This is a genomic window from Amycolatopsis plumensis, from assembly GCF_042652605.1.
In the GTDB taxonomy this organism is placed as follows: Bacteria; Actinomycetota; Actinomycetes; order Mycobacteriales; family Pseudonocardiaceae; genus Amycolatopsis; species Amycolatopsis plumensis.
Map to the genome: position 1 here is coordinate 2,897,649 of NZ_JBHSJY010000001.1, position 20,951 is coordinate 2,918,599.

The window sequence follows — 20,951 nt, forward strand, 5'->3', positions numbered from 1 at the left end:
CCCGTCTCGTCAGCGTTCGCCGATGCGGCCGGGCAGCCCGAAGCGGCCCTTCTTCCACACCGAGACGATGGCCGGCCGCGGCTGCGCGGTGCCGCCGTCGGGCCAGTGCGACGTCGGGTTCGCCGAGCTGGCCGCGTTCTCGCCGGGGTGCTGGACCGCGACGAGCACCAGGTTGTCGGTGACGACCGGGCCGCACGTCTCGGCACCGACCGGCACCGACAGGAACTGCTTGACGTGGCCGCGCTCCGGCCCGGTGACCGGCACCGAGAACAGGCCGTCGTTCGCGCCGAGGGCGTTGCCGTCGGTGGCGATCCACAGGTTGCCGTGCCGGTCGAACGCGACGTTGTCCGGGCAGGAGATCGGGCTCACCTGGTCCTTCGGGAAGCCGCCGAAGTAGGTGTCCGCCGCCTTGGGGTCGCCGCAGACCAGCAGCAGCCGCCAGGAGAACCGGGTCGAGGCCGCGTCGCCGCGGTCCTCCTCCCACTCCAGGACGTGGCCGTTCTTGTTGCCGTTGCGCGGGTTGACCTCGTCGACGCCGGCCTTGCCCGCCGCGCCGCGGTCGGTGTTGTTGGTCAGCGCCGCGTAGATCCGGCCGTTGACCGGGTTCGGCTCGATGTCCTCCGGGCGGTCCATCTTCGTGGCGGCCACCTTGTCCGCGGCCTGGCGCGTGAAGACGTAGACCTCTTCGGCGGTGAATCCGTCCACAAAGGACTTGTCGCCGCTCGCCAGCGGGATCCACTCGCCGGTGCCGTCGAACTCGCCGTCGGCCGGGAGCTTGCCCGTCCCGTCGATCTCCGAAGCCGGGCTGTCGCCGGTGAACCGGGCGACGTACAGCGTGCCTTCGTCGAGCAGCGCCATGTTGTGCCGCCGCGCGTGCGCGCTGTTCCCCGGCTTGTACTTGCCCTTCGAGACGAACTTGTAGATGTACTCGAAGCGGCTGTCGTCCCCGGAGTAGACGGCGACCCGGCCGTCGGCGGTGATCTTGACGTTCGCGGCCTCGTGCTTGAACCGGCCGAGCGCGGTGTGCTTGACCGGCGTCGAGTTCGGGTCGTTCGGGTCGATCTCGACGACCCAGCCGAACCGGTTCGGCTCGTTGGGCTCCTGCGCGACGTCCCAGCGCTTGTCGAACCGCTCCCACTTGCGGGTGCTCGTGCCGGCGCCGACGGAGTAGCGCTTGAGCCGCGCCGCCGCGACCGGGTCGGTGACCTTGTCGGAGTTGGCGAAGTACTGGTCGAAGTTCTCCTCGCCGGAGAGCACCGTGCCCCACGGCGTCACGCCGCCGGAGCAATTGTTCTGCGTGCCGCGGACCTTGCGCCCGCTCGGGTCGGCCGAGGTCTTCAGGTACTTCGAGCCGGCGGCCGGGCCGCGGACCTCGAAGATCGTGTCGAGGGTGATCCGGCGGCCGTACCGGCTCGGGACGGCTTCGAGACCGCCGTGGATCGGGTCGCGGCGGGCCTGCAGCACCGAAAGGCCGTGCGCGGCCCAGGCGATCTTGACCTGCTCCTCGGTCGGGTTGGCCGGGTCGTACTGGTCGGCCGGGAACATGTGGACCTCGGTCGTGTACTCGTGGTTGACCACGAGCAGGTTCGACAGCCCCAGCGGGTCCTGGGGGATCAGGCCGACGAAGTCGTTGTTGTAGCCGAACTGCTTGGCCTGCGCGGCCGCGGTCTGCTTGGCGAAGTCGAACTTCGGCGCGCCCGGGACGACCGGGTCGCCCCAGCGGACGACGACACGCTGGGCGTAGCCGTCGGGGATGCTGACCGCGTCGAGCTTGTTCGGCGGGACCGGCGTGAAGTCGGTGCCGGGCACCGGGCGGGGGTTCGGCTTCCGCAGCGGCTCGGCCGCCGCGACGCCCGGGGAGAGCGCGGCGAACCCGCCCGCGGCGGCGGCCATCACGGCACCCGCCTTGAACACGCGGCGGCGGGAGATGTCCTTGACGACGTCACCGAAGTACTCGTTGCCGGAGTCGTTCGCCTCGGGGTGGGCGCACGCGTTGCCGCACCGGTACTCGCAGGTCACCGGGGAGCGGCCGCCCGGGTGGGCGGCGAAGAGCGGGAGCAGACGGTCGGGCACGAGGCCTCCATGGTGGGGGTTCGGGAACGCCCCGACCGTAAGCTCCCAAAACCAGCCTTTCCGGACATTCAGGTGAACGTTCGGTGTACTGGCGCTGGTCAGAATTCTTCGCCGACGAGCACCGCTTCCTGCGGCAGGGTGTGCGGGTCGGCCTTCTTCTCCCGCAGCGAGAGCAGCGCGCCGGCGATGACGCACAGCACGGCCGAGGCGAGGAACGGCGCCTGCGGCGACCCGAACCACTCGGCGACGTGCCCGACGAGCGTCGCGGCGACCGCGCCACCGAGCCAGCGGCAGAAGTTGTAGCCCGCGCTGGCGACCGGGCGCGGCGCGTCGCTGATCGCCATCGCGGTGCCGGTGAACAGCGTGTTCAGCAGGCCGGACACCAGTCCGGAGACGATGATCCCGGCGACCAGCACCGGCTTGCTCGGCACGGCGAGGACCAGCATCAGCACGGCGTACCCGAAGACGGCGGCCGCGGCGGCGTGCCGCTCGCCGAGCCGGGCGGCCAGCCGCGGCGCGAGGGCGACCCCGGCGACGGCGACGCACAGGCCCCAGCCGCAGAACACCAGGCCGACGGCGATCGCGCTCCAGCCGAGGACGAACGGCGACCAGGCGAGCACGGCGAAGAACGCGGCGGTGTACAGCGCGGAGGCGACGGAAGTGCGCAGCAAGCCCCTGTGCTTCAGCGCGCGCAGCGGGTCGAGCAGCTTGACCGGCGCTCGGCGTTCGTGCTTGTCGCTGTCGAGGAAGACCGCGCACAGCACCAGCGCGCCGGCCATCAGGATCGCGGTGCCGAGGAACGGGCCGCGCCACGAGATGCTGCCGAGCAGCGCGCCCAGCAGCGGGCCGACCGACAGGCCTACGCCGAGGGCGGCCTCGTAGAGCAGGATCGCGCCGGACTGGCTGCCGGTCGCGGCGCCGACGATCACCGAAAGCGCCGTCGCGATGAAGAACGCGTTGCCCAGGCCCCAGACCGCACGCAACCCGACGAGCTGCTCGATCGAGCCGGCGGCCGCGCAGAGGGCGGTGGCGGCGACGATCAGCGTCAGCCCGACCAGCACGGTGCGCTTCGCGCCGAAGCGGGCGCTCGCCGCGCCGGTGAGCAGCATCGCGACGACCTGGACGCCGAGGTACGACGAGAAGAGCAGGGTGACCTGGGACGGCGTCGCGTCCAGGCCCTTGGCGATGGACAGCAGGATCGGGTCGACCAGGCCGATCCCCATGAAGGCGATGACCGCGGCGAACGCGGTGATCCACACCTGCTTGGGCTGGCCCTTGACCGCGTCCAGCAGGCTCGAGTGGTGTTCAGCGCTCATCGCTGATCAGTTCCTCCTTCTTGGTGTCGACGAGCAATTTGGCGAGAGCGGGCAGGGCGGCCTCGATCGCTGCGCGGTCGGCGTCGTCCATCGCGATGAGCCGCTCGCGGAGGAACTCCTCGCGAGCCGTCACCAGTTCGGCGTAAAACCGGAGGCCCTCGTCGGTGACTTCGACCAGCACGGCCCGGCCGTCGGCGGGGTCCGGGCGGCGGGTCGCGAGACCGAGCCGCTCGAGCCTGCCGACGACGTCGGTCATCGACGGCAGCTTCACCCGTTCGAACTCGGCCAGCGCGGACATCCGCCGCGGACCGCCGTTGACCAGCTCACTCAGCACCGAGCCCTGGGTGAGGGTCAGCGTCAGCTGCGGGGTCTGGCGGCGCACCTGGTGGTAGAGCCGGAAGACCAGCGGCCGCAGCCGGTGGGCGAGATCGGTGATCGCGGAAGTCACTTAGCCAGGCTAACAAAAATTAGTAAGGGTAGCTAAGTAAGTCCGCTCACAGGCTAGGCTCGTGGCCATGGACGCGGTGATCTTCGACCTCGACGGCGTACTGGTCGACTCCGAGCGGATCTGGGACGAAGTCCGGCGCGCGGTCGTCGCCGAGCACGGCGGCACCTGGCGCGAGGAGGCAACGCGCGCCTTGCAGGGGATGAGCACCCCGGAGTGGGCCCGCTACCTGGTGGAGGAACTGGGGGCGCGGTCCACCCCGGCCGAGATCGCGACCCTGGTGGTCAAGCGGATGGCCGCCCGGTACGCCGCCGAGCCGCCGTTGATCCCGGGCGCGGTCGAGGTCGTGCGCCAGGTGTCGAACCGGTGGCCGGTGGCGATCGCGAGTTCGTCGCCGGTGATCCTGATCAAGGGCTTCCTCGACGTCACCGGCCTGCCGGTGGGCGCGGCGGTGTCGTCGGAGCAGGTCGGAGCGGGGAAGCCGGCGCCGGACGTGTACCTGCGGGCGGCCGAGCTGCTGGGCGTGGCGCCCGGGCAGTGCGCGGCCGTGGAGGACACGACGAACGGGCTGCGGTCCGCGCTGGCGGCCGGGATGGCGGTGTATGCGGTGCCGAACCCGCACTTCCCGCCGGACCCCGAGGTGCTGAAGCAGGCGACCGCGGTGGTGGAGAAGATCACCGACCTGCCGGGTGCGCTCGGGCTCAACTGACCCTGAAGCGCACCGGCGGCGAGCCGGGAGGCACATCGGCGGCGAAGACGACGAGATCCGACAACCGCCCGACCGGGCGTGCCATGATCAAGTCACCGTTCGCCGCGAAGAGCTGCAGAGTGCCAACGCTGGGATCCACGAAGAAAATGGCCTTGCCGGACGGCAGTGGCCCATTGGGCTCACCGATGTACCCGGCGCGCACCGCATGGCCCGACAGTCGCTCGATCGGGAGGCATCGCGGCGAATCGATCCCGTACAGCGGGCTCTCGGCGGCGAGCCGGTGACCGGCGGGCACCGAGGCCACGCACAGCAGCTCGGTGACCCCACCGGATGCGAACGCCCCGAAAGCGTAGGCAGTCCACGAAGATGACTGGCCGGCGAAGTCGATCGCACCGACCGGTCCGACCATCACTTGCAAGGCGTGCAGGGTTCTCGGGGTGAACTTCGCCAGGTTGAGGGGTTCACCCGGGTTCGCCGGTGGGACCGATGCCGTGTTCAGCTGCGTGGCCAGGAGCACGCTGGTCAGCACCACCAGCACCGCGGCCAGCGGCGCGGCCCACACCGCGGCCCGCCTGCGGCGCGGCTTCTGCTGGCGCCGAACCTGTTCCGCCCAGGCTGCCTCGAGGTTGGGCGTGACCTCCCCGGCCTGCTCCCGCAGCGTCTCGGCCAGCTTGCGTTCGAGGTCGGTCATCGCTCACCTCCCAGGTCGTCCCCCAGGTGCTTGCGCAGATTCTCCATCGCGTGGTGCGTCGTCGCCTTGACCGTGCCCGCGGAGATGCCCAGGGTCTCCGCGATGGCCGCCGTGCTGAGGTCCAGCCAGTACCGCAGCACCAGCACCTCGCGCTGGCGCCGGGATAGCCGCCCCAGCACCGCGCGCAGCCGCTGGTGCTCCCAGTTCGCCACCGCCCTGACCTCGGCAGACACCTCGTCGGGCGGCCGCTCCGGCGGGGTCCGCCGGACGACGCGCAGGTGCCGGGTCCGCGACCGCGACATGTTGACCACGGTCGTCCGCAGGTAGCCGGCCACGCGCGTGTGGTCGGTCAGGGAGTCCCAGCGCTGGTGGAGCTTGACGAAGGCCTCCTGGGCGATGTTCTCCGCGTCGTCCGCGCCGAGCAGGTGGGCCAGCCGGGTCATCTGGCCGAAGTACTCGCGGAACAGGTCGTGGAAGGTCGGCGCGCCCAGGTCCCCCGGCGCGCTTTCGCCCACGCTCGCACTCACACCCCGCCAACGCGCACCCCGCCCCACCGGTTTAGTGCAACACGCGAAGAAGGCCGCCACCAGCGGTGACGGCCTTCTTCCCAGCGGAGGATCAGCGCTCGACCTCGCCGCGGATGAACTTCTCGACGGCGTCCCGCGCGGTCGCGTCGTCGTACTGCTCCGGCGGCGACTTCATGAAGTAGGAGGACGCCGACAGGATCGGGCCGCCGATGCCGCGGTCCTTCGCGATCTTCGCGGCGCGCACGGCGTCGATGATGATGCCCGCCGAGTTCGGCGAGTCCCACACCTCGAGCTTGTACTCCAGGTTCAGCGGCACGTCGCCGAACGCGCGGCCCTCGAGCCGGACGTAGGCCCACTTGCGGTCGTCGAGCCACTGCACGTAGTCCGACGGTCCGATGTGGACGTTGCCCTTGCCGAGGTCGCGGTCGACCTGCGACGTCACGGACTGGGTCTTCGAGATCTTCTTCGACTCGAGCCGCTCCAGCTCCTTCATGTTCAGGAAGTCCATGTTCCCGCCCACGTTGAGCTGCATCGTCCGGTCGAGCTGGACGCCGCGGTCCTCGAACAGCTTGGCCAGCACGCGGTGCGTGATGGTGGCGCCGACCTGCGACTTGATGTCGTCGCCGACGATCGGGACGCCGGCGTCGGTGAACTTCTGCGCCCACTCGGGGTCGGAGGCGATGAACACCGGCAGCGCGTTGACGAACGCCACGCCGGCGTCGATCGCGGCCTGAGCGTAGAACTTGTCGGCCACCTCGGAGCCCACCGGCAGGTAGGACACGAGCACGTCGGCCTGCGCCTCGCGCAGCGCGGCGACGACGTCGACCGGGGTCTCGTCGGACTCCTCGATCGTCTCGCGGTAGAAGCGGCCGAGGCCGTCGTGGGTGTGACCGCGCTGGACGGTGACGCCCAGCGGCGGCACGTCGGCGATCTTGATGGTGTTGTTCTCGGAGGCGAAGATCGCCTCGGACAGGTCGCGGCTGACCTTCTTGGCGTCCACGTCGAACGCGGCGACGAACTCGATGTCGCGGACGTGGTAGCCGCCGAAGTCGACGTGCATCAGACCGGGGACGCGGGTGGCCGGGTCCGCGTCGCGGTAGTACTGGACACCCTGGACCAGCGACGCCGCGCAGTTGCCGACGCCCACGATGGCCACCCGTACGCGGCGGTTCTCGCCCATGGGGGTTTCTCCTTCAATCCGTCTGTTCAGTAGGTCTGGTGCCGCGACGCTGCGGCCCGTCCGGCCGGCTCGGGTCTGGCTGACCCTGCCGCTCGGCTTGTTCGTGCGCGATCAGCTCGTTGAGCCAGCGCACCTCCCGCTCGCTGGTCTCCAGCCCCAGCCGGTGCAGCTCGCGGGTGTAGCGATCGATCTTCTCCTCGGCCCTGGCCAGCGCCGCCCGCATGCCCTCGCGGCGTTCTTCGACGCGGCGGCGGCGGCCCTCGAGGATCCGCATCCGCACGTCGGCCGGGGTCCGCGAGAAGAAGGCCAGGTGGACGCCGAAACCTTCGTCGTCCCAGGTCTGCGGCCCGGCGTCGCCGAGCAGCTCACCGAAGCGCTCCTTGCCCTCCGCGGTGAGCTTGTAGACCCGCCGTCCGCGCCGCGACCACGCCCGGTCGTCGGCCTCGTCCAGCTCCTCGACCAGGTACCCGGCCCGCAGCAGCTTCCGCAGGGTCGGGTACAGCGAGCCGTACGAGAACGTCCGGAACGTGCCGAGCGTCTCGTGCAGCCGCTTGCGCAGCACGTACCCGTGCATGGGCGCTTCGTGCAGAAGACCGAGGATCGCGAACTCCAGCACACCGCACCCCCTTTCGGGAACAAACCGAGACCACCCGCGTTGCTCCGAACGAGCGCCTCGATCCAACCTACTCAGCCACTATATCGCGCCGATACATCGAAGTGGCGAAGCTAACCTCGACCGCCTCCGCAGTGCGGGCGAAATTCACCGGAGAGTTATCAAACGTCCGGCGTGTCCGCCCCGGTCCCGGGCCTGGTGGCGCTAGCGGGCGTGGACGTCACAGGAAGAGCCCGTACTCTGTCCTCGTGATTAACCAGCGGCAGGTCGTGGACTTCGCGCTGCAGCGCCGTGCGCTGCTGGCCGAAGTCCGCTCCGGGCGCGTCGGCAGCTACGAAGCCTGTGACGCGAGCCCGTACCTGTTGCGGGCGGCGAAGTTCCACGGCCGGGACGGTGATCAGCCCTGCCCGATCTGCCGCCAGGAGCCGCTGACCCTGGTGTCCTGGGTCTACGGCGACGAGCTCAAGCACGTCGCGGGCTCGGCCAGGACACCCGAAGAGCTGGCCAGGATGGCCGGCTCGTTCGCCGAGTTCACCGTGTACGACGTCGAAGTGTGCCGGGCGTGCCACTGGAACCACTTGGTGCGGTCATACGTCCTGGGCACAGGGGAACCGGCGGGTCCGCGAAGGACCACGGGCCGGTGAGCCACCGTACGACCATCGCAACACGCAGGTCAGTGCCCCTGCGGGTACTGATCCGGGAGGCCCTTCCGTGACCGACGACAACCGTTCCTGGCCCAACCAGGAGCCAGACGCACCCCGCCGTGCCCAGTGGCCGGGTGAAGACGCGGGCCCCGCGTGGCCCGGTGAGTCGCCGCGGCGCGCCACCCCGCCTCGCGGTAACGCCGGGCCGTCGTGGCCCGCGGGCGGCGAAGGCGGCCAGCAGTGGCCCGGTGAGCAGCCACGACGACCGCAGGCCCCCCAAGGCGGCGCCGGTCGCCGGCAGCCGCCCCCACCCGGTGGGCGCCGTCCCGGAGGACCCCCCGGCTCGCCGCCGCAGGGCTTCCGGCAGCCGCCGCCCGGCGGGCGGCGTCCGGAACCGGAACCGGAACGTGAGCCGGATCTCATCACCCACCACGCGCACAACGGGACCGAAGACAGCTACGACCCGTACGACGACGATCGGCGGTTCGACGAGTTCGCCGACGACGTCGAACCCCAGCAGGAGCTCGACGAGAAGGGCCGCCCGGTCCTCTCCCCGGAGCAGCGGAAGAAGCGCCGCTGGAAGATCATCCGGCGGGTCGCCTACGCGTGCGTCGGCGTCTTCTTCGTCGTCCCGGCGATCGCGTTCGTGATCACCTACTTCATGGTGGACGTGCCGACGGCGGAGAGTGTCGCGGCCCTGCAGAGCCAGCCGATCACCTACTACTACGCCGACGGCAAGACGGAGATGGGGAAGGAAGTACCCAAGAGCGGCAACCGCCAGCTGCTCAAGCCGGGTGAGATCCCCGACGTCGTCAAGCACGCCGTGTACTCCGCCGAAGACGCGACGTTCGAGACCAACTCGGGCTTCGACGTCACCGGCATCCTCCGCGCGGTGTTCAACCAGGCCACCGGCGGGCAGGGCGGTGGGTCGACCATCTCCCAGCAGTACATCAAGAAGGCCACCGAGAACGACGCCCCGACGCTGACCCGCAAGTGGACCGAGCTGGCCAAGTCGTTCAAGATGAACAACCAGCAGTCCAAAGAAGAGATCATCACCGGCTACCTGAACATCATCTACTTCGGTCGCGGCGCGAACGGCATCCAGGCCGCCGCGAAGTCCTTCTTCAACAAGGACGCCAAGGACCTCAACGCGTCGGAAGCCGCGCTGCTGGCGGGCCTGATCCAGGGACCGAGCAAATCGGAGAACCAGGAGTACGCCCAGCGGCGGTGGACGTACGTGATGGACCAGATGGTGGCCAACAAGTGGCTGCGCGCCGACGAACGCGCGGCCGCGCAGTTCCCGACGCCGATCCCGAAGAACTCCAACAAGGAGCAGAACTCGGGCAAGATGACCTACCAGCTCCAGCAGCGGATCAAGGAAGAGCTGGGCGCGAAGGGCTACGACGAGACCAAGCTGTTCGCCACCGGAGCCAAGATCTACACCACGATCGATCCGGCGGCGCAGGACGCGGCGGACCAGGCCGTCCAGGAGGGCATGAAGGGCCAGACGGACCCGAACCTGCTCGCCGCGCTCGTCGCCGTGGACCCGAAGACCGGCGGGATCCTCGCCTACAACTACGGCCCGGAAACCGTGAAGGACAAGGACGGCAAGGACGCGATCGGGCAGGACCGGGCGAACCAGGCCCGCAACCCGGGCTCGTCGATGAAGCCGTTCGACCTGACCGGGTTCCTCAAGATGGGCGGTGGCCTCGGCGACATCTTCGACGGCTCGGACAACCGCAAGTTCCCCGGCGTCGCCAAGCCGGTCCGCAACGCGGGCGAGAACGAAAGCTGCGGCCCGCAGTGCACGGTCGCCAAGGCGATGGAGATTTCGGCGAACACCGTGTTCTACGACATGGTGTTCAACAAGGTGAAACCGTCGGGGGTCGTGACCGCGGCGAAGCAGGCCGGTGTCCGGACGACCGACGAGGGTGGCACCGCCACGCTCTTCGCCGGAGACAACAACATCTCGCTCGGCGGTGGTCGGACCCAGGTGGCCCCGAGGGACATGGCGGCGGCGTACGCGTCGTTCGCCAGCGGCGGTGTCTACCACGAGCAGCACTTCGTCTCGAAGCTGACGAACGCCCAGGACGAGGTGGAGTTCGACGAGAACAACATCAAGTCCAACCCGGCGTTCGACGACGACGCGGCGAAGAGCCAGCAGATCGCCGGCAACGTCACCGAAGCGCTGAAGCCGGTCATCGGGCATTCGAACCTGGACTGCCCGCCCGGCCACGAGTGCGCGGGCAAGACCGGTACGCAGCAGTACGCGCCCAAGGAGGGCGACCCCGCCTCGTACAACAACCTCAACGCCCAGACCTGGATGGTGGGCTACACCCCGTCGGTGTCCGCGGCGGTGTGGGTCGGCGGCGACGGCAACCTGCCGCTGAAGGACTCGAAGGGCAAGCCGATCTTCGGTTCGACGATCGCCGGCCCGACCTGGGAGAAATTCCTCTCCCTCTACCTCAAGGGCAAGCCGCCGGAGAAGTTCGACAAGGTCGCGCCGCTCGGCAAGGACGTCAACGAGGTGACCAAGACGCCGTCGAAGCCCCCGGAGACGCCGACGCCTACGGAGACGCCGACCACGACGCCGACCGAGACGCCCACGGAGACGCCGACCGAGACCGAAAGCTCGTCGTCCCGGACCCGCGTCCCCCGGCCGCCGGGCGGGACCACCCCGTCGCTTCCCGGCGGCGGTGACGCGCTCGGCAGACCACCCGGCCAGGAAAACGAATGACCGCCAGGCCCCGCACTGTTCGCAGTGAGGGGCCTCGCTTTTTCCGGACTACAGGCTTTTCCTGAACCACAGCCGTCCGTGGTCCGTGTGGAGTGTCGAGGGGTCTGCGCCCGCAGCCCACCGGCGTACCGAGGACGGCCCGTGTACACCGACCGAAATCGCTCGAGGTCCGGCCGCCGGCCGGTTCCGCGTGGTCGCTACCAGCCACGCCGGCCTCTCCCGCGGCCGGCCGAACCGGACGGCACCGCCACCGAAGTCACCCCGAACCCCGTGGCGGACCGGCGCCGACGCCGCTGGAAGACGGTGCGCCGGGTGCTGTACGTCCTGTCCGGCCTGTTCTTCCTCGTGCCCGCGGTCGCCTTCGTGATCACGTACTTCGCCGTCGACGTGCCTTCGCCGGACACGGTCGCGCAGTCGCAGGGCCAGGCGGTCACCTACCTCTACGCCGACGGCACCGAGATGGGCAAGGACGTCCCCGCCGGCGGGAATCGGCAGATCCTGAGCCCGGCCCAGATCCCGGACGTCGTCAAGAAGGCCGTGATCGCCACCGAGGACGCGTCCTTCGAGACCAACTCCGGCTTCGACCTGTCCGGCATCGCGCGGGCCGCCTACAACCAGGTCACCGGCGGGTCCGGCGGCGGCTCGACGATTTCGCAGCAGTACATCAAGAACGCCTCCGGCGACGACGCACCGACGTTGACGCGCAAGTGGGTCGAGCTCGCGAAGTCGTTCAAGATGAACCAGACGTACGAGAAGGCGGACATCATCACCGCCTACCTCAACATCATCTACTTCGGCCGCGGCGCGTACGGCGTCCAAGCGGCCGCGCAGGCGTACTTCGGCAAGGACGCCGCCCAGCTGAACTACTCCGAGGCCGCGCTGCTCGCCGGGCTGATCCAGCAGCCGGGCCGGTCGGAGAACGCGACGGTCGCCCGCGACCGGTGGGGCACGGCCCTGGACCGCATGCAGCGCAACGGGTACCTCACCGCGGCCGACCGCAAGGCGGCGAAGTTCCCAACGCCGGTGCCGCTCGTCGAATCGCGGCAGGGCACCAAGCTCAACCCGTTCGTCAAGAAGCAGGTCAAGGCCGAGCTGGCCGCGGCGGGGATCCCCGAGGACAGGTACTACTCGGGCGGGTTCCAGGTGTTCACGACGATCGACTCGAAGGCGCAGGAAGCCGCCGAGAAGGCGGTGGCCGAGGGCATGGCCGGGCAGACCGACGACCGCATCCTCGACGCGCTGGTCGCCGTCGACCCGAAGACCGGCGGCGTGCTCGCCTACTACGGCGGCGCGCCGATCGTGAAGGGCCCGAACGGCGAGGACCAGGCCGGGCGGGACTGGGCGGACGAAGCGCACAACCCCGGGTCGTCGATGAAGCCGTTCGACCTCACGGCGTTCCTCAAGGGCGGCCGCGGGCTGAACGCGGTCTTCGACGGCCGCTCGCCGCGGACGTTCCCCGACGTGCCGCTGCCGGTGCGCAACGCCGGCACCAGCAGCAGCTGCTCCGAGCAGTGCACGGTGGCCGAGGCGATGCAGCGGTCCACCAACACCGTCTTCTACGACATGGTGCTGAACGTGACGAAGCCGGGCGGGGTGGCCGAAGCCGCGCAGGAGGCGGGCATCCGCACGAAGGACACCGGCGGCCGCAGCGTGCTGTTCACCGGGGACAACAACATCTCCATCGGCGGCGGGCAGACCGCGGTCACGCCGGCGGACATGGCCGCGGCGTACGCGACGTTCGCCGCCGGCGGCGTCCAGCACGGCCGCCACTTCGTGCAGAAGGTGACGAACTCCCAGGGCGAAACCGCCTACGAGGCCGACACGCGCGCGACGGACGCGTTCGCGGACAACGACCGCGGCAAGAGCAGGCAGATCGCCGGGAACGTGACCGCCGCGCTCGCCCCGGTGATCCCGTTCTCGCGGCTGACCTGCCCGCCCGGCCACGAGTGCGCCGGCAAGACCGGCACCCAGCAGCACACGCCCGGCGACGACGAACCCGCGTCCGCGGCGAACACGAACTCCCAGACCTGGATGGTGGGCTACACGCCCTCGGTGTCCGCCGCGGTCTGGGTGGGCGGCGACGGCGACAAGGACCTGCGCGGCCCGAGCGGCCAGCCGCTGACGCCGTCGCTCGTGGCGGGTCCGGTGTGGCAGCGGTTCATGCAGCTCTACCTGGCCGGGAAACCGGCCGAGCGCTTCGATCGGGTCCAGGCGATCACCTCGCCGCAGGACGACCAGCTGCAGGTCCAGCTCCAGCAGCAACAACAGCAGCAGTTCCAGCAGCAACAGCAGCAGGAGCAGCGCTTCACCATCGGCCGCGGTGGCGATCAGAACCAGCAGCAACAACAGCAGAACCGCGTGCGGCGCGATGGCCGGGGTCCCGGCCGCGGCAACGGGAACGACACCGGCCAGGCGAACTTCGGACCGTGAGCCGCCGGGGGAGGTGGCCGTGACCTCGGATGCTGGGGGTCACCGAGGTCACGGCCGGTCAGGGGGTCAGAGGGCGACCACGGTGCCTTCGACGCCGGAGCGGTGGGCCGCCTCGATGACGCGCAGGGCCTCGACCGAGGACGCCGGGTCCACGGGGAACTCGCCTTCGCCGCGCAGGGCGTCGCGCACCTCGGCGTAGAACTGCTCGTAGCGGCCGACCTCGGTGGGCACGGTCTCGATCTCCGGGCCGACGCCGAGCTTCCCGGCGTCCGACGCCGGCTCGGTGCCCCAGCCCGCGTCGCCCGGCCGCAGGCCGGCCTTGATCTGCGGTTCCTGCACGTCGAGGCCGTACTTGGTGAACGTCGCCCGGTCGCCCAGCACCCGGAACCGCGGGTTCTGCGTGCCCGCCAGCGCGGTGGCCCACAGGTGCGAGCGGACGCCGTTCGCGTGGTGCAGCGCGACGAAGACGTCGTCGTCGACCTGGACGCCGGCCCGGCGGCGGTCGGTCTCCGCGTAGACCCGGGTGACCGGGCCGAACAGCTGCAGCGCCTGGTCGACGATGTGCGCGCCGAGGTCGTAGAGCAGGCCGCCGGCCTCGGCCGGGTCGCCGAACTCGCGCCAGTTGTCCTTGGGCTTCGGCACCCAGCGGTCGTAGCGGGACTCGAAGCGGAACACCTCGCCGAGGCGCCCGGACTCGAGGACCTTCCGCACGGTGAGGAAGTCGGAATCGAGCCGCCGGTTCTGGAAGACCGTCAGGCCGACACCCGCCGCCTTCGCCGCGTCGAGGACCTGCTGGGCCTCGGCGGCGGTCGGCGCGAACGGCTTGTCGACGACCACCGGCAGGCCGGCTTCGATCGCCCGGAGCGCGAGCGGAACGTGCGTGCGGTTCGGCGTGCTGACCACGACGAGGTCGAGGTCGCTCGCCCGCTCGAACAACGCGTCGGCGTCCGGCACGACCTCCGCGCCCGGGTGATCGATGCGCGCTTGCGCGGCGCTGCCCGACGTCGTGATCACCGCCGGGGTGAGCCCGGGCGTCGCCGCCACCAGGGGCGCGTGGAAGACGCGGCCCCCGATGCCGTACCCGAGGATGCCCACGCGCAAGTCGTCCGCCATGCCGCTATTAAACCCCGTCGCTTTTTAAAAACACAACAGCGTTGCCTAACTGATCGGACGTGCGAAGATCTCGTCCATGGCGGAGACCGGGGTGAACCTGCGCGACGTGCGCGAGCACAACCGCGTCCTGCTGCTCTCGCACATCCTGCGCGCCGGCGGCCTCAGCCGGGTGGAGCTCGCCGAACGCACCGGGCTGACCCAGCAGGCCGTCTCCAAGATCGTGCCGGAGCTCCTCGACACCGGCCTGCTGGACGAGCAGCGCCTGCCCTCCGCCGGCGTGGGCAAACCCCGCACGGCACTGCGCATCCGGGCGGGCGCCAGGCACGCGCTCGGCGCGCGCCTCGACCGCGACGAGTACCGCGTGCTGCGCACCAATCTCGTCGGCGAGGTCGAGGAGTCGGCCGGTGGCCCGCTGCCGCGCGGCTTCACGCCCGCGCAGGCCGTCGAGGCGATCGGGGCCACCGCGCTCCAGCTCGCCGACGGCTTCGACGTCGTCGGCCTCGGGCTCGGCGCGGTCGGCCCGCTGGACCACCACGCGGGCCTGGTCCGCGACGCGACGAACATGCCGGGCTGGCGCGATGTGCCCCTGCGCGACCTGCTCGAACAGCGCACCGGGCTGCCGGTGACGCTCGACAAGAACACCAACGCCGCCGCGTTCGCCCGGCTCTGGCCGCACGGCGAGCCGACCGCGACCGCGGTGGTGCTCGTGGGCACCGGCATCGGCGTCGGCCTGCTCATCGACGGGCGGCTCTACCGCGGCCCCCGGACCAACGCGGGTGAGTTCGGGCACACCACGATCGCCTTCGACGGGCCGCGCTGCGCCTGCGGGCGGCGCGGCTGCGTCGAGATCATGGCCAAGCGGGCAACGGGCACCCGGGAGGCCGCGGGCTTCCTCGGCATCGGGCTGGCCGACCTCGTGCAGGTGCTCGACCTGGAGCGGATCGTGCTGGCCGGGCGGGCGGTCCGCGACGAGCCGGACGTCCACCGCGAAGCCGTCTCGGAACGGCTCGAGGAGCTGCTGCCGCTGCCGCACTGGCAACGCATCGAGGTCGTCGAAGACGGCTCCGGCGAGGAGATCGTCACTCGCGGCGCGGCCGCGGAAGTCCTGGCCTCGTACTACGCGAATCCGGCATGATCACCGGCTTCACCACCGCGCACCCCGATCACCGATACGATCCGCCTCGTGCCAGAGGAGACCACGCGGGAGCCGGAACCCGGCCCGGTGACGCTGACCAGGGCGGAACGGGTCGTCCCCAGCTGGAACGAGCCACTGGCCGCGGCGGTCACCAGACCACTCGGCGGCCCGCTCGGTGAGCACGCGGCGGTCGGCAGGCACTGGTTCTGGTCGCCCCAGCGCGTCGGGCTGCTGCTGGCCACGCTGGCGCTGATGCTGTGCTGGTTCGGCAAGGGCTCGTGCATCCAGCAGTACCAGGACGCCAACGGGAACACCCAGCTCGACTGGCGCGCGGGCCGCCCGTTCGTCGCGATGTGCTACTCCGACATCGTCCCGCTCTACGGCTCCGAGCGGCTCGACCGGCCGGGCACCTTCCCGTACTTCACGTCGTGGAAGGAGAGCTCGCAGACCGCCGAGGACAACACCCGGTACATGGAGTACCCGGTGCTCACCGGCCTCTTCCAGTGGGCCAACGCGAAGCTCGCGGCGGGCTGGCTGAACGTCGCCGAGTCCGGCTGGCTCCCCGGCGCCCTGCCGGTGGCGGTCTACTTCGACCTCACGGCGTTCTTCCTGGCGATCGCGTGGCTGGTCACCGTGTGGGCGACCGGCCGGACGGTGAGACGCCGTCCGTGGGACATGGTCCTGGTGGCGATCTCACCGCTGGTGCTGGTGCACGCCTTCACCAACTTCGACGCGCTCGCGACCGCGTTCACCGCGACCGGCCTGCTCGCCTGGGCGCGCAAGCGCCCGCTGCTCGCCGGCGTCCTGCTCGGGCTGGGCGCGGCGGCGAAGCTCTACCCGCTCTTCCTGCTCGGCGTGCTGTTCTTCCTCTGCCTGCGCGCCGGGAAGCTGACGCCGTTCTGGAAGACCGCGGCCGCCACCGTCCTGACGTGGCTGGCGGTGAACGCGCCGTTCATCCTCACCGCGCCCCGCGGCTGGTGGGAGTTCTTCCGGATGAGCACCCTGCGGCCGATGGACCCGGACTCGCTGTACAACGTCTTCTCGTACACCACCGGCTGGGCCGGGTTCGACGGCGTGCTGCAGAAGAACCAGACGCCGACGTACCTGAACATCACGGTGGCCGTGCTGTTCCTGACCTGCTGCGCCGGGATCGCCTACCTCGCGCTCGCCGCGCCCCGGCGTCCGCGCGTCGGGCAGCTCGCGTTCCTCGTGGTGGCCGCGTTCCTGCTGACGAACAAGGTGTGGAGCCCGCAGTACTCGCTGTGGCTCGTCCCGCTCGCGGTGCTCGCCATCCCGCGCTGGCGGCTGCTGCTCGGCTGGATGCTGATCGACGCCGTCGTCTGGGTGCCGCGGATGTTCTACTACCTCGGCGTCGACCACAAGGGCCTGCCCGAGGGCTGGTTCCTCGGCACGGTCGTAGTCCGCGACCTCGCTGTCGTCGGGCTGTGCGTGCTGGTGGTCCGGGAGATCTACCGCCCGGCCACCGACCTGGTGCGGATGGACGGCGAGGACGACCCCGCCGGCGGCTTCCTCGACGGCGCCCGGGACGTGATCATCCCGAACGCCACCCGGCGCCGCCGGAAGGCCGTCGCGGTCTAACCGAGCTGTTCCCGCAGGTAGGCGATGTCGGTGGCCTGCCCGTCGGCCGGCGTCTCGACGACGACCGGGGCACCGGCCTCGCGGGCGACGGCGACCAGGACCTCGGGATCGATCGTCCCGTCGCCCTGCACGACGTTGGCGTGCCGGTCACGGGTGGAGCCGAACTCGTCACGGGAGTTGTTGAGGTGCACCAGGTCGATCCGGCCGGTGATCGCCTTGACCTTTTCGACGGCGGTGGCCAGGTCCCAGCCCGCGGCGAACGCGTGGCAGGTGTCCAGGCAGAACCCGGCGCCGAACTCGCCGACCTTGTCCCACAACCGGGCGATGACGTCGAGGTCACGAGTCATCGCGTTCTCGCCACCGGCGGTGTTCTCGATCAGGATCGGGACCTTGAAGCCGCCCTTCTCCTGCTCGCGCTCGAACAGCTTGCGCCAGTTGTCCAGGCCGGCCTCGGCGTCGTCGTTCGCGCCGACGTGCCCGCCGTGCACGATCAGGCCCTTCGCGCCGATCGCGGCGGCGCCGTCCGCGTGCTGCGTGACGTTCTTCCGCGACGGGATCCGGATCCGGTTGTTCAGCGAAGCCACGTTGATGAGGTACGGCGAATGGATGAACACCTCGACCGGGTCGGCCGCGATGGCCTCGCCGTGCGGGTGCGGCTTCGGGGCCTTCCAGCCCTGCGGGTCGGAGAGGAAGAACTGGACGACGTCGGCTTTGCGCTCGGCGACCGCGGTCAACGGGTCGTCGTCACGGACATGGGCGCCAATCAGCATGCCGAGAACGGTACTCCGGGGCCCTTTTCCGGCCGGTGAGCCCGGTTGGTCACGCTCGTGGAGTACCGTGAGCGCGTTCCGTGATCCAGATTGGTCCGATTGCCGGAGGGCATGATGGGGAAGCACGTCGCCCGGATCACCGCCGTGGGGTTCACGCTGGCCGCGTCGGCCGCCTTCGCGGCGCCCGCGGTCGCGGAAACCAACCCCACCCTCGGCGGGAGCTGCCCGGCCACGCTGCAGCAGGGGAGCTCGTCCGGCCTGACGCTCGACGCCGGCGCCCCGCTCAACGCCCCGAACCAGCTCACCGTGGGCCTCGACTCGAGTTCGCTGAACACGAACGGCACGGCCCCGCTGCTCAGGCTGCCGCTCGGCGACACGGTCAAGGCGCTCGGCATCGGCAAGGTGCCGCTGATCGGCGACGCCGCGGCGAAGGGCGTCTGCCCGGCCGCGCAGGCCACGGTCAACACGGTCGGCGGCCTGACGCAGGGCGTGGCCGACGACCTGCCGCCGCTGCCCCTGCCGCCGACGCCGGGCCCGAAGCCGCCGCAGCCCACCCCGCCTACCCCGCCCGCGCCGCCCACCCCGCCCACCCCGACACCGCCGAACCCGGGTCCGAACCCGCCGGGCAGCAGCACCGGCCCGATCGTGACCGCTCCGGGGAACGCGGGCCTGCCGGGCGACGCGATCTCGGGCATCGTCACCAGCTCCGCGCTGCTGCCGGGCACCCTGGCCCAGGCGCCGGTGATCGCGCAGATCATCCCGGGCGAGCAGGTCCCGCCCCCGACCGTCGACGCCCAGAAGTCCGGCACGGCGGAGGCGCTGCCGGGGGTCACGCCGCCGGCGAAGCTGCCGATGCTGCTCGCGGTGCTGGCGCTGGCGATCGTCGCGGCCGCGCTGGTCCGGGCCTGGATCCGCCGCAGCCCCGCCTGACGCACGGTGACACCGGGTTCCACCCGAATGCCGCACATTTCTGAACGAGCGGGCGTCACCCGGCTGCCTTAGCGTCGTTGTACTGGGAAGTAGGCGACGACACCAGGGGCGGCGAGCATGCAGGATCGGACACGGAGGGCTACGGCGGTCGGTGCGGCGGCGGTCGTTCTCGCGGGTTCCGCCGTGCTGGGCCTGCCGGGTACCGCCTCGGCGGACACGATCACGGCCAAGTGCGGCGACACGATCAGCGCCAAGCCCGGTGACACGGTCAAGGCCACCACTCCGCTGCTCGGCCTCCCGCTCAACCTCGGCGTCGTCACCGAAGGCACCAAGGTGCTGACCGGGACCATCAACGCCATCCTCGGCACGCTCTGCCAGGTCACCGTGAACGTGGTCAACACCGTCGTCTCGCCGGTGCCGGTCGTCGGCGCACCCGCGGCGAGCGCGATCAACCAGGGCGTCCAGGGCGTGACCAGCGGCACCCAGCAGGGCCTCCGTTCGCTCAGCGGTGGCGGCCAGCCCGCGCCGCAGCAGCCGGGCGGCACGGGTGGCAATCCCCAGCAGCCGCCCGCCCAGGGTGGGACCGGGGGCGCGCCGCAGCAGGGCGGTACCCCGGCGGGCACCACCCCGATCCCCGAAGCGAACAGCCCGCTGCTGCCCGGCTTCGCGAACGCCCCGATGTTCGGTGGCTTCCCGTTCGCCCTCGGCACGGGTTACGCCCCGATGCGCGACTACAGCGGCATCCCGTTCGCGACGGCCGGGCTGTTCAGCCCGTCGCCGGCCATCCGGTACGGCAGCCAGATCCCGGGCTACGCCCCGCAGTACGGCCTCACCGGTCCGGATGGCGCCTCGGACGGCAATTCCGGCGTCCAGACCGCGGGCCAGGCCGAAGCGCTACCCTCTGCGTCGGATGGGTTCACGAACGGGTCGAATCTGCCGCTGCTGATTGCGGTTCTCGCACTCTCCGGAGCCAGCGCCGGGCTGGTCCGGACCTGGGTGCTCCGCCGAATGGCCGCTGCGAATTGAGCCAACTGCCGAGTATCTTTCACGTATCTCGGTCGTTCATCCTGATGGTGCCTCGAACGACGCCCCCGTGATTTCTGGAGGACTGTGCTCGTGCGGAAGCTCATGACCGTCACCGCCATTGCCGCGTTCATGGCCGGGGGCGCGTTCCTCTCCACGGGCACCGCCTCCGCCGCGACGACCCTCGTGAGCAACAGCTGCACGGGCTCGGTCACCGGGCAGATGGGCGACCTGGTCGCGATCGACGGCGCCTCGGTCAAGTCCTTGGTCACGGACGGCGCCAACAACGCCGGCACCCTGGCCATCGGCAGCTGGGCGGGCGATTCGATCGCCAAGAACCACTCGATCCCGGTGGGCCAGGTGCCCAACGCCGCGGGTGGCGAGGCGACCGGCGCCGCGATCGGCAAGGCGGTGCGCACGGCGCTGGCCAACTCCGGCACGTGGGGCCTCGGCCTCGACTGGAACAAGACGCTGAACAGCGTCGAGAGCACGGTCGCCAAGGGCTGCGGCCTCACGCTGCTCGCCGGCAACTACGTGGCGCCGAGCACCCCGGCCCAGCCGGGCGCGGGCGGCACCGGCACCCAGCAGGGCGGCACCGGCACCACCCCCGGCGGCGCGTCGGGCAACCTCTCGAACCTGAACCCGGGCACCGCCGGCGGCACCGGCGGCAGCGCCCCGATGCGCGACTACAGCGGCATCCCGACGGCGACCGCCGGCACGGCCGTCGCTCCCGGCGTGCGCTACCCGGCGAACGGCACCCTGCCCGGTGACGCCGCCGCCCCGCAGGCCGGCGTGGGTGACCAGAGCGGCCAGGGCGCGGACATCCGCGACGCGGGCAACGCGCAATCGCTGGCCTCGAACAGCACGCCGAACGACGTGCAGCTGCCCATGCTGATCGCGGTGATCGTGCTCGCCGGCGTGACCGCCGGGCTCGTCCGCACCTGGGTCCTGCGCCGGGCCGGCTGAGCCCCCGAGAAGAGACCCGCTGTCCGGTCCTGTCGGTACCCCCAGGTAGC

At 70.9% G+C, this 20,951-nt stretch carries 18 protein-coding genes; 9 read left to right on the plus strand and 9 right to left on the minus strand.

Annotated features, from left to right (window positions below):
* Window positions 1-9: 9 nt before the first annotated feature.
* The 3 genes from ACFPLC_RS13865 to ACFPLC_RS13875 form a co-directional block, all read right to left on the minus strand.
* On the minus strand, window positions 10-2,073 hold the full coding sequence (locus ACFPLC_RS13865) for a PhoX family protein (RefSeq protein ID WP_378191733.1): 2,064 nt from the start codon (window positions 2,071-2,073) through the stop codon (window positions 10-12).
* 98 nt (window positions 2,074-2,171) lie between these two features.
* Window positions 2,172-3,389 (minus strand): MFS transporter, encoded by a 1,218-nt coding sequence (locus ACFPLC_RS13870; RefSeq protein WP_378191735.1) that lies wholly within the window; start codon window positions 3,387-3,389, stop codon window positions 2,172-2,174.
* A complete protein-coding gene (locus ACFPLC_RS13875; RefSeq protein ID WP_191313508.1) occupies window positions 3,379-3,837 on the minus strand; it encodes a MarR family winged helix-turn-helix transcriptional regulator in 459 nt (152 codons plus the stop codon). The genes ACFPLC_RS13870 and ACFPLC_RS13875 overlap by 11 nt, the downstream gene beginning before the upstream one ends.
* Window positions 3,838-3,904: 67 nt before the next feature.
* Here ACFPLC_RS13875 and ACFPLC_RS13880 point away from each other — a divergent pair, with 67 nt between their 5' ends.
* A complete protein-coding gene (locus ACFPLC_RS13880) occupies window positions 3,905-4,543 on the plus strand; it encodes an HAD family hydrolase (protein WP_378191738.1) in 639 nt (212 codons plus the stop codon).
* On the opposite strand, the gene ACFPLC_RS13885 is transcribed toward ACFPLC_RS13880, so the two are convergent.
* The 4 genes from ACFPLC_RS13885 to ACFPLC_RS13900 all read right to left on the minus strand — a co-directional run bounded on the left by ACFPLC_RS13885 (window position 4,536) and on the right by ACFPLC_RS13900 (window position 7,557).
* A complete protein-coding gene (locus ACFPLC_RS13885) occupies window positions 4,536-5,234 on the minus strand; it encodes a hypothetical protein (protein ID WP_378191740.1) in 699 nt (232 codons plus the stop codon). The two genes, ACFPLC_RS13880 and ACFPLC_RS13885, sit on opposite strands and share 8 nt — an antisense overlap.
* On the minus strand, window positions 5,231-5,761 hold the full coding sequence (locus ACFPLC_RS13890; RefSeq protein WP_378235823.1) for an RNA polymerase sigma factor: 531 nt from the start codon (window positions 5,759-5,761) through the stop codon (window positions 5,231-5,233). Before ACFPLC_RS13890 ends, ACFPLC_RS13885 begins: the two co-directional genes overlap by 4 nt.
* Window positions 5,762-5,852: 91 nt before the next feature.
* Window positions 5,853-6,941, minus strand: coding sequence for an inositol-3-phosphate synthase (locus tag ACFPLC_RS13895; protein ID WP_378191742.1), 1,089 nt, complete (start codon window positions 6,939-6,941; stop codon window positions 5,853-5,855).
* 13 nt (window positions 6,942-6,954) lie between these two features.
* Window positions 6,955-7,557, minus strand: a complete 603-nt coding sequence (locus ACFPLC_RS13900; protein ID WP_191313504.1) for a PadR family transcriptional regulator — start codon at window positions 7,555-7,557, stop codon at window positions 6,955-6,957.
* A gap of 245 nt (window positions 7,558-7,802) precedes the next feature.
* Here ACFPLC_RS13900 and ACFPLC_RS13905 point away from each other — a divergent pair, with 245 nt between their 5' ends.
* From ACFPLC_RS13905 to ACFPLC_RS13915, 3 genes are all read left to right on the plus strand, one after another.
* The gene (locus tag ACFPLC_RS13905) at window positions 7,803-8,198 is read left to right on the plus strand and encodes a DUF5318 domain-containing protein (protein WP_378191744.1); all 396 of its coding nucleotides are present in this window, start codon (window positions 7,803-7,805) and stop codon (window positions 8,196-8,198) included.
* A gap of 67 nt (window positions 8,199-8,265) precedes the next feature.
* Window positions 8,266-10,935, plus strand: coding sequence for a transglycosylase domain-containing protein (locus ACFPLC_RS13910; RefSeq protein WP_378191746.1), 2,670 nt, complete (start codon window positions 8,266-8,268; stop codon window positions 10,933-10,935).
* A gap of 141 nt (window positions 10,936-11,076) precedes the next feature.
* The gene (locus ACFPLC_RS13915) at window positions 11,077-13,365 is read left to right on the plus strand and encodes a transglycosylase domain-containing protein (protein ID WP_378191748.1); all 2,289 of its coding nucleotides are present in this window, start codon (window positions 11,077-11,079) and stop codon (window positions 13,363-13,365) included.
* A gap of 66 nt (window positions 13,366-13,431) precedes the next feature.
* Here the strand turns inward: ACFPLC_RS13915 and ACFPLC_RS13920 are convergent, their stop codons facing one another.
* Window positions 13,432-14,478, minus strand: a complete 1,047-nt coding sequence (locus ACFPLC_RS13920) for a Gfo/Idh/MocA family oxidoreductase (protein ID WP_378191750.1) — start codon at window positions 14,476-14,478, stop codon at window positions 13,432-13,434.
* Window positions 14,479-14,554: 76 nt separating this feature from the next.
* Between ACFPLC_RS13920 and ACFPLC_RS13925 the strand changes: the two genes are divergently transcribed.
* Window positions 14,555-15,613, plus strand: coding sequence for an ROK family transcriptional regulator (locus ACFPLC_RS13925; protein ID WP_378191752.1), 1,059 nt, complete (start codon window positions 14,555-14,557; stop codon window positions 15,611-15,613).
* A gap of 48 nt (window positions 15,614-15,661) precedes the next feature.
* Window positions 15,662-17,212: a glycosyltransferase family 87 protein gene (locus ACFPLC_RS13930; protein ID WP_378191754.1), complete on the plus strand. Its 1,551-nt coding sequence runs from the start codon at window positions 15,662-15,664 to the stop codon at window positions 17,210-17,212.
* On the opposite strand, the gene ACFPLC_RS13935 is transcribed toward ACFPLC_RS13930, so the two are convergent.
* The gene (locus ACFPLC_RS13935) at window positions 17,209-17,982 is read right to left on the minus strand and encodes a deoxyribonuclease IV (RefSeq protein ID WP_378191756.1); all 774 of its coding nucleotides are present in this window, start codon (window positions 17,980-17,982) and stop codon (window positions 17,209-17,211) included. The two genes, ACFPLC_RS13930 and ACFPLC_RS13935, sit on opposite strands and share 4 nt — an antisense overlap.
* Before the next feature lie 111 nt (window positions 17,983-18,093).
* On the opposite strand from ACFPLC_RS13935, the gene ACFPLC_RS13940 reads away from it, so the two are divergent.
* The 3 genes from ACFPLC_RS13940 (at window position 18,094) to ACFPLC_RS13950 (ending at window position 20,901) form a co-directional block, all read left to right on the plus strand.
* Window positions 18,094-18,912: a hypothetical protein gene (locus tag ACFPLC_RS13940; protein WP_378191947.1), complete on the plus strand. Its 819-nt coding sequence runs from the start codon at window positions 18,094-18,096 to the stop codon at window positions 18,910-18,912.
* A gap of 117 nt (window positions 18,913-19,029) precedes the next feature.
* Window positions 19,030-19,938, plus strand: coding sequence for a hypothetical protein (locus tag ACFPLC_RS13945; protein WP_378191758.1), 909 nt, complete (start codon window positions 19,030-19,032; stop codon window positions 19,936-19,938).
* Between the two features lie 102 nt (window positions 19,939-20,040).
* Complete coding sequence (locus ACFPLC_RS13950) at window positions 20,041-20,901, plus strand: hypothetical protein (protein WP_378191949.1); 861 nt, start codon at window positions 20,041-20,043, stop codon at window positions 20,899-20,901.
* Window positions 20,902-20,951: the final 50 nt, after the last annotated feature.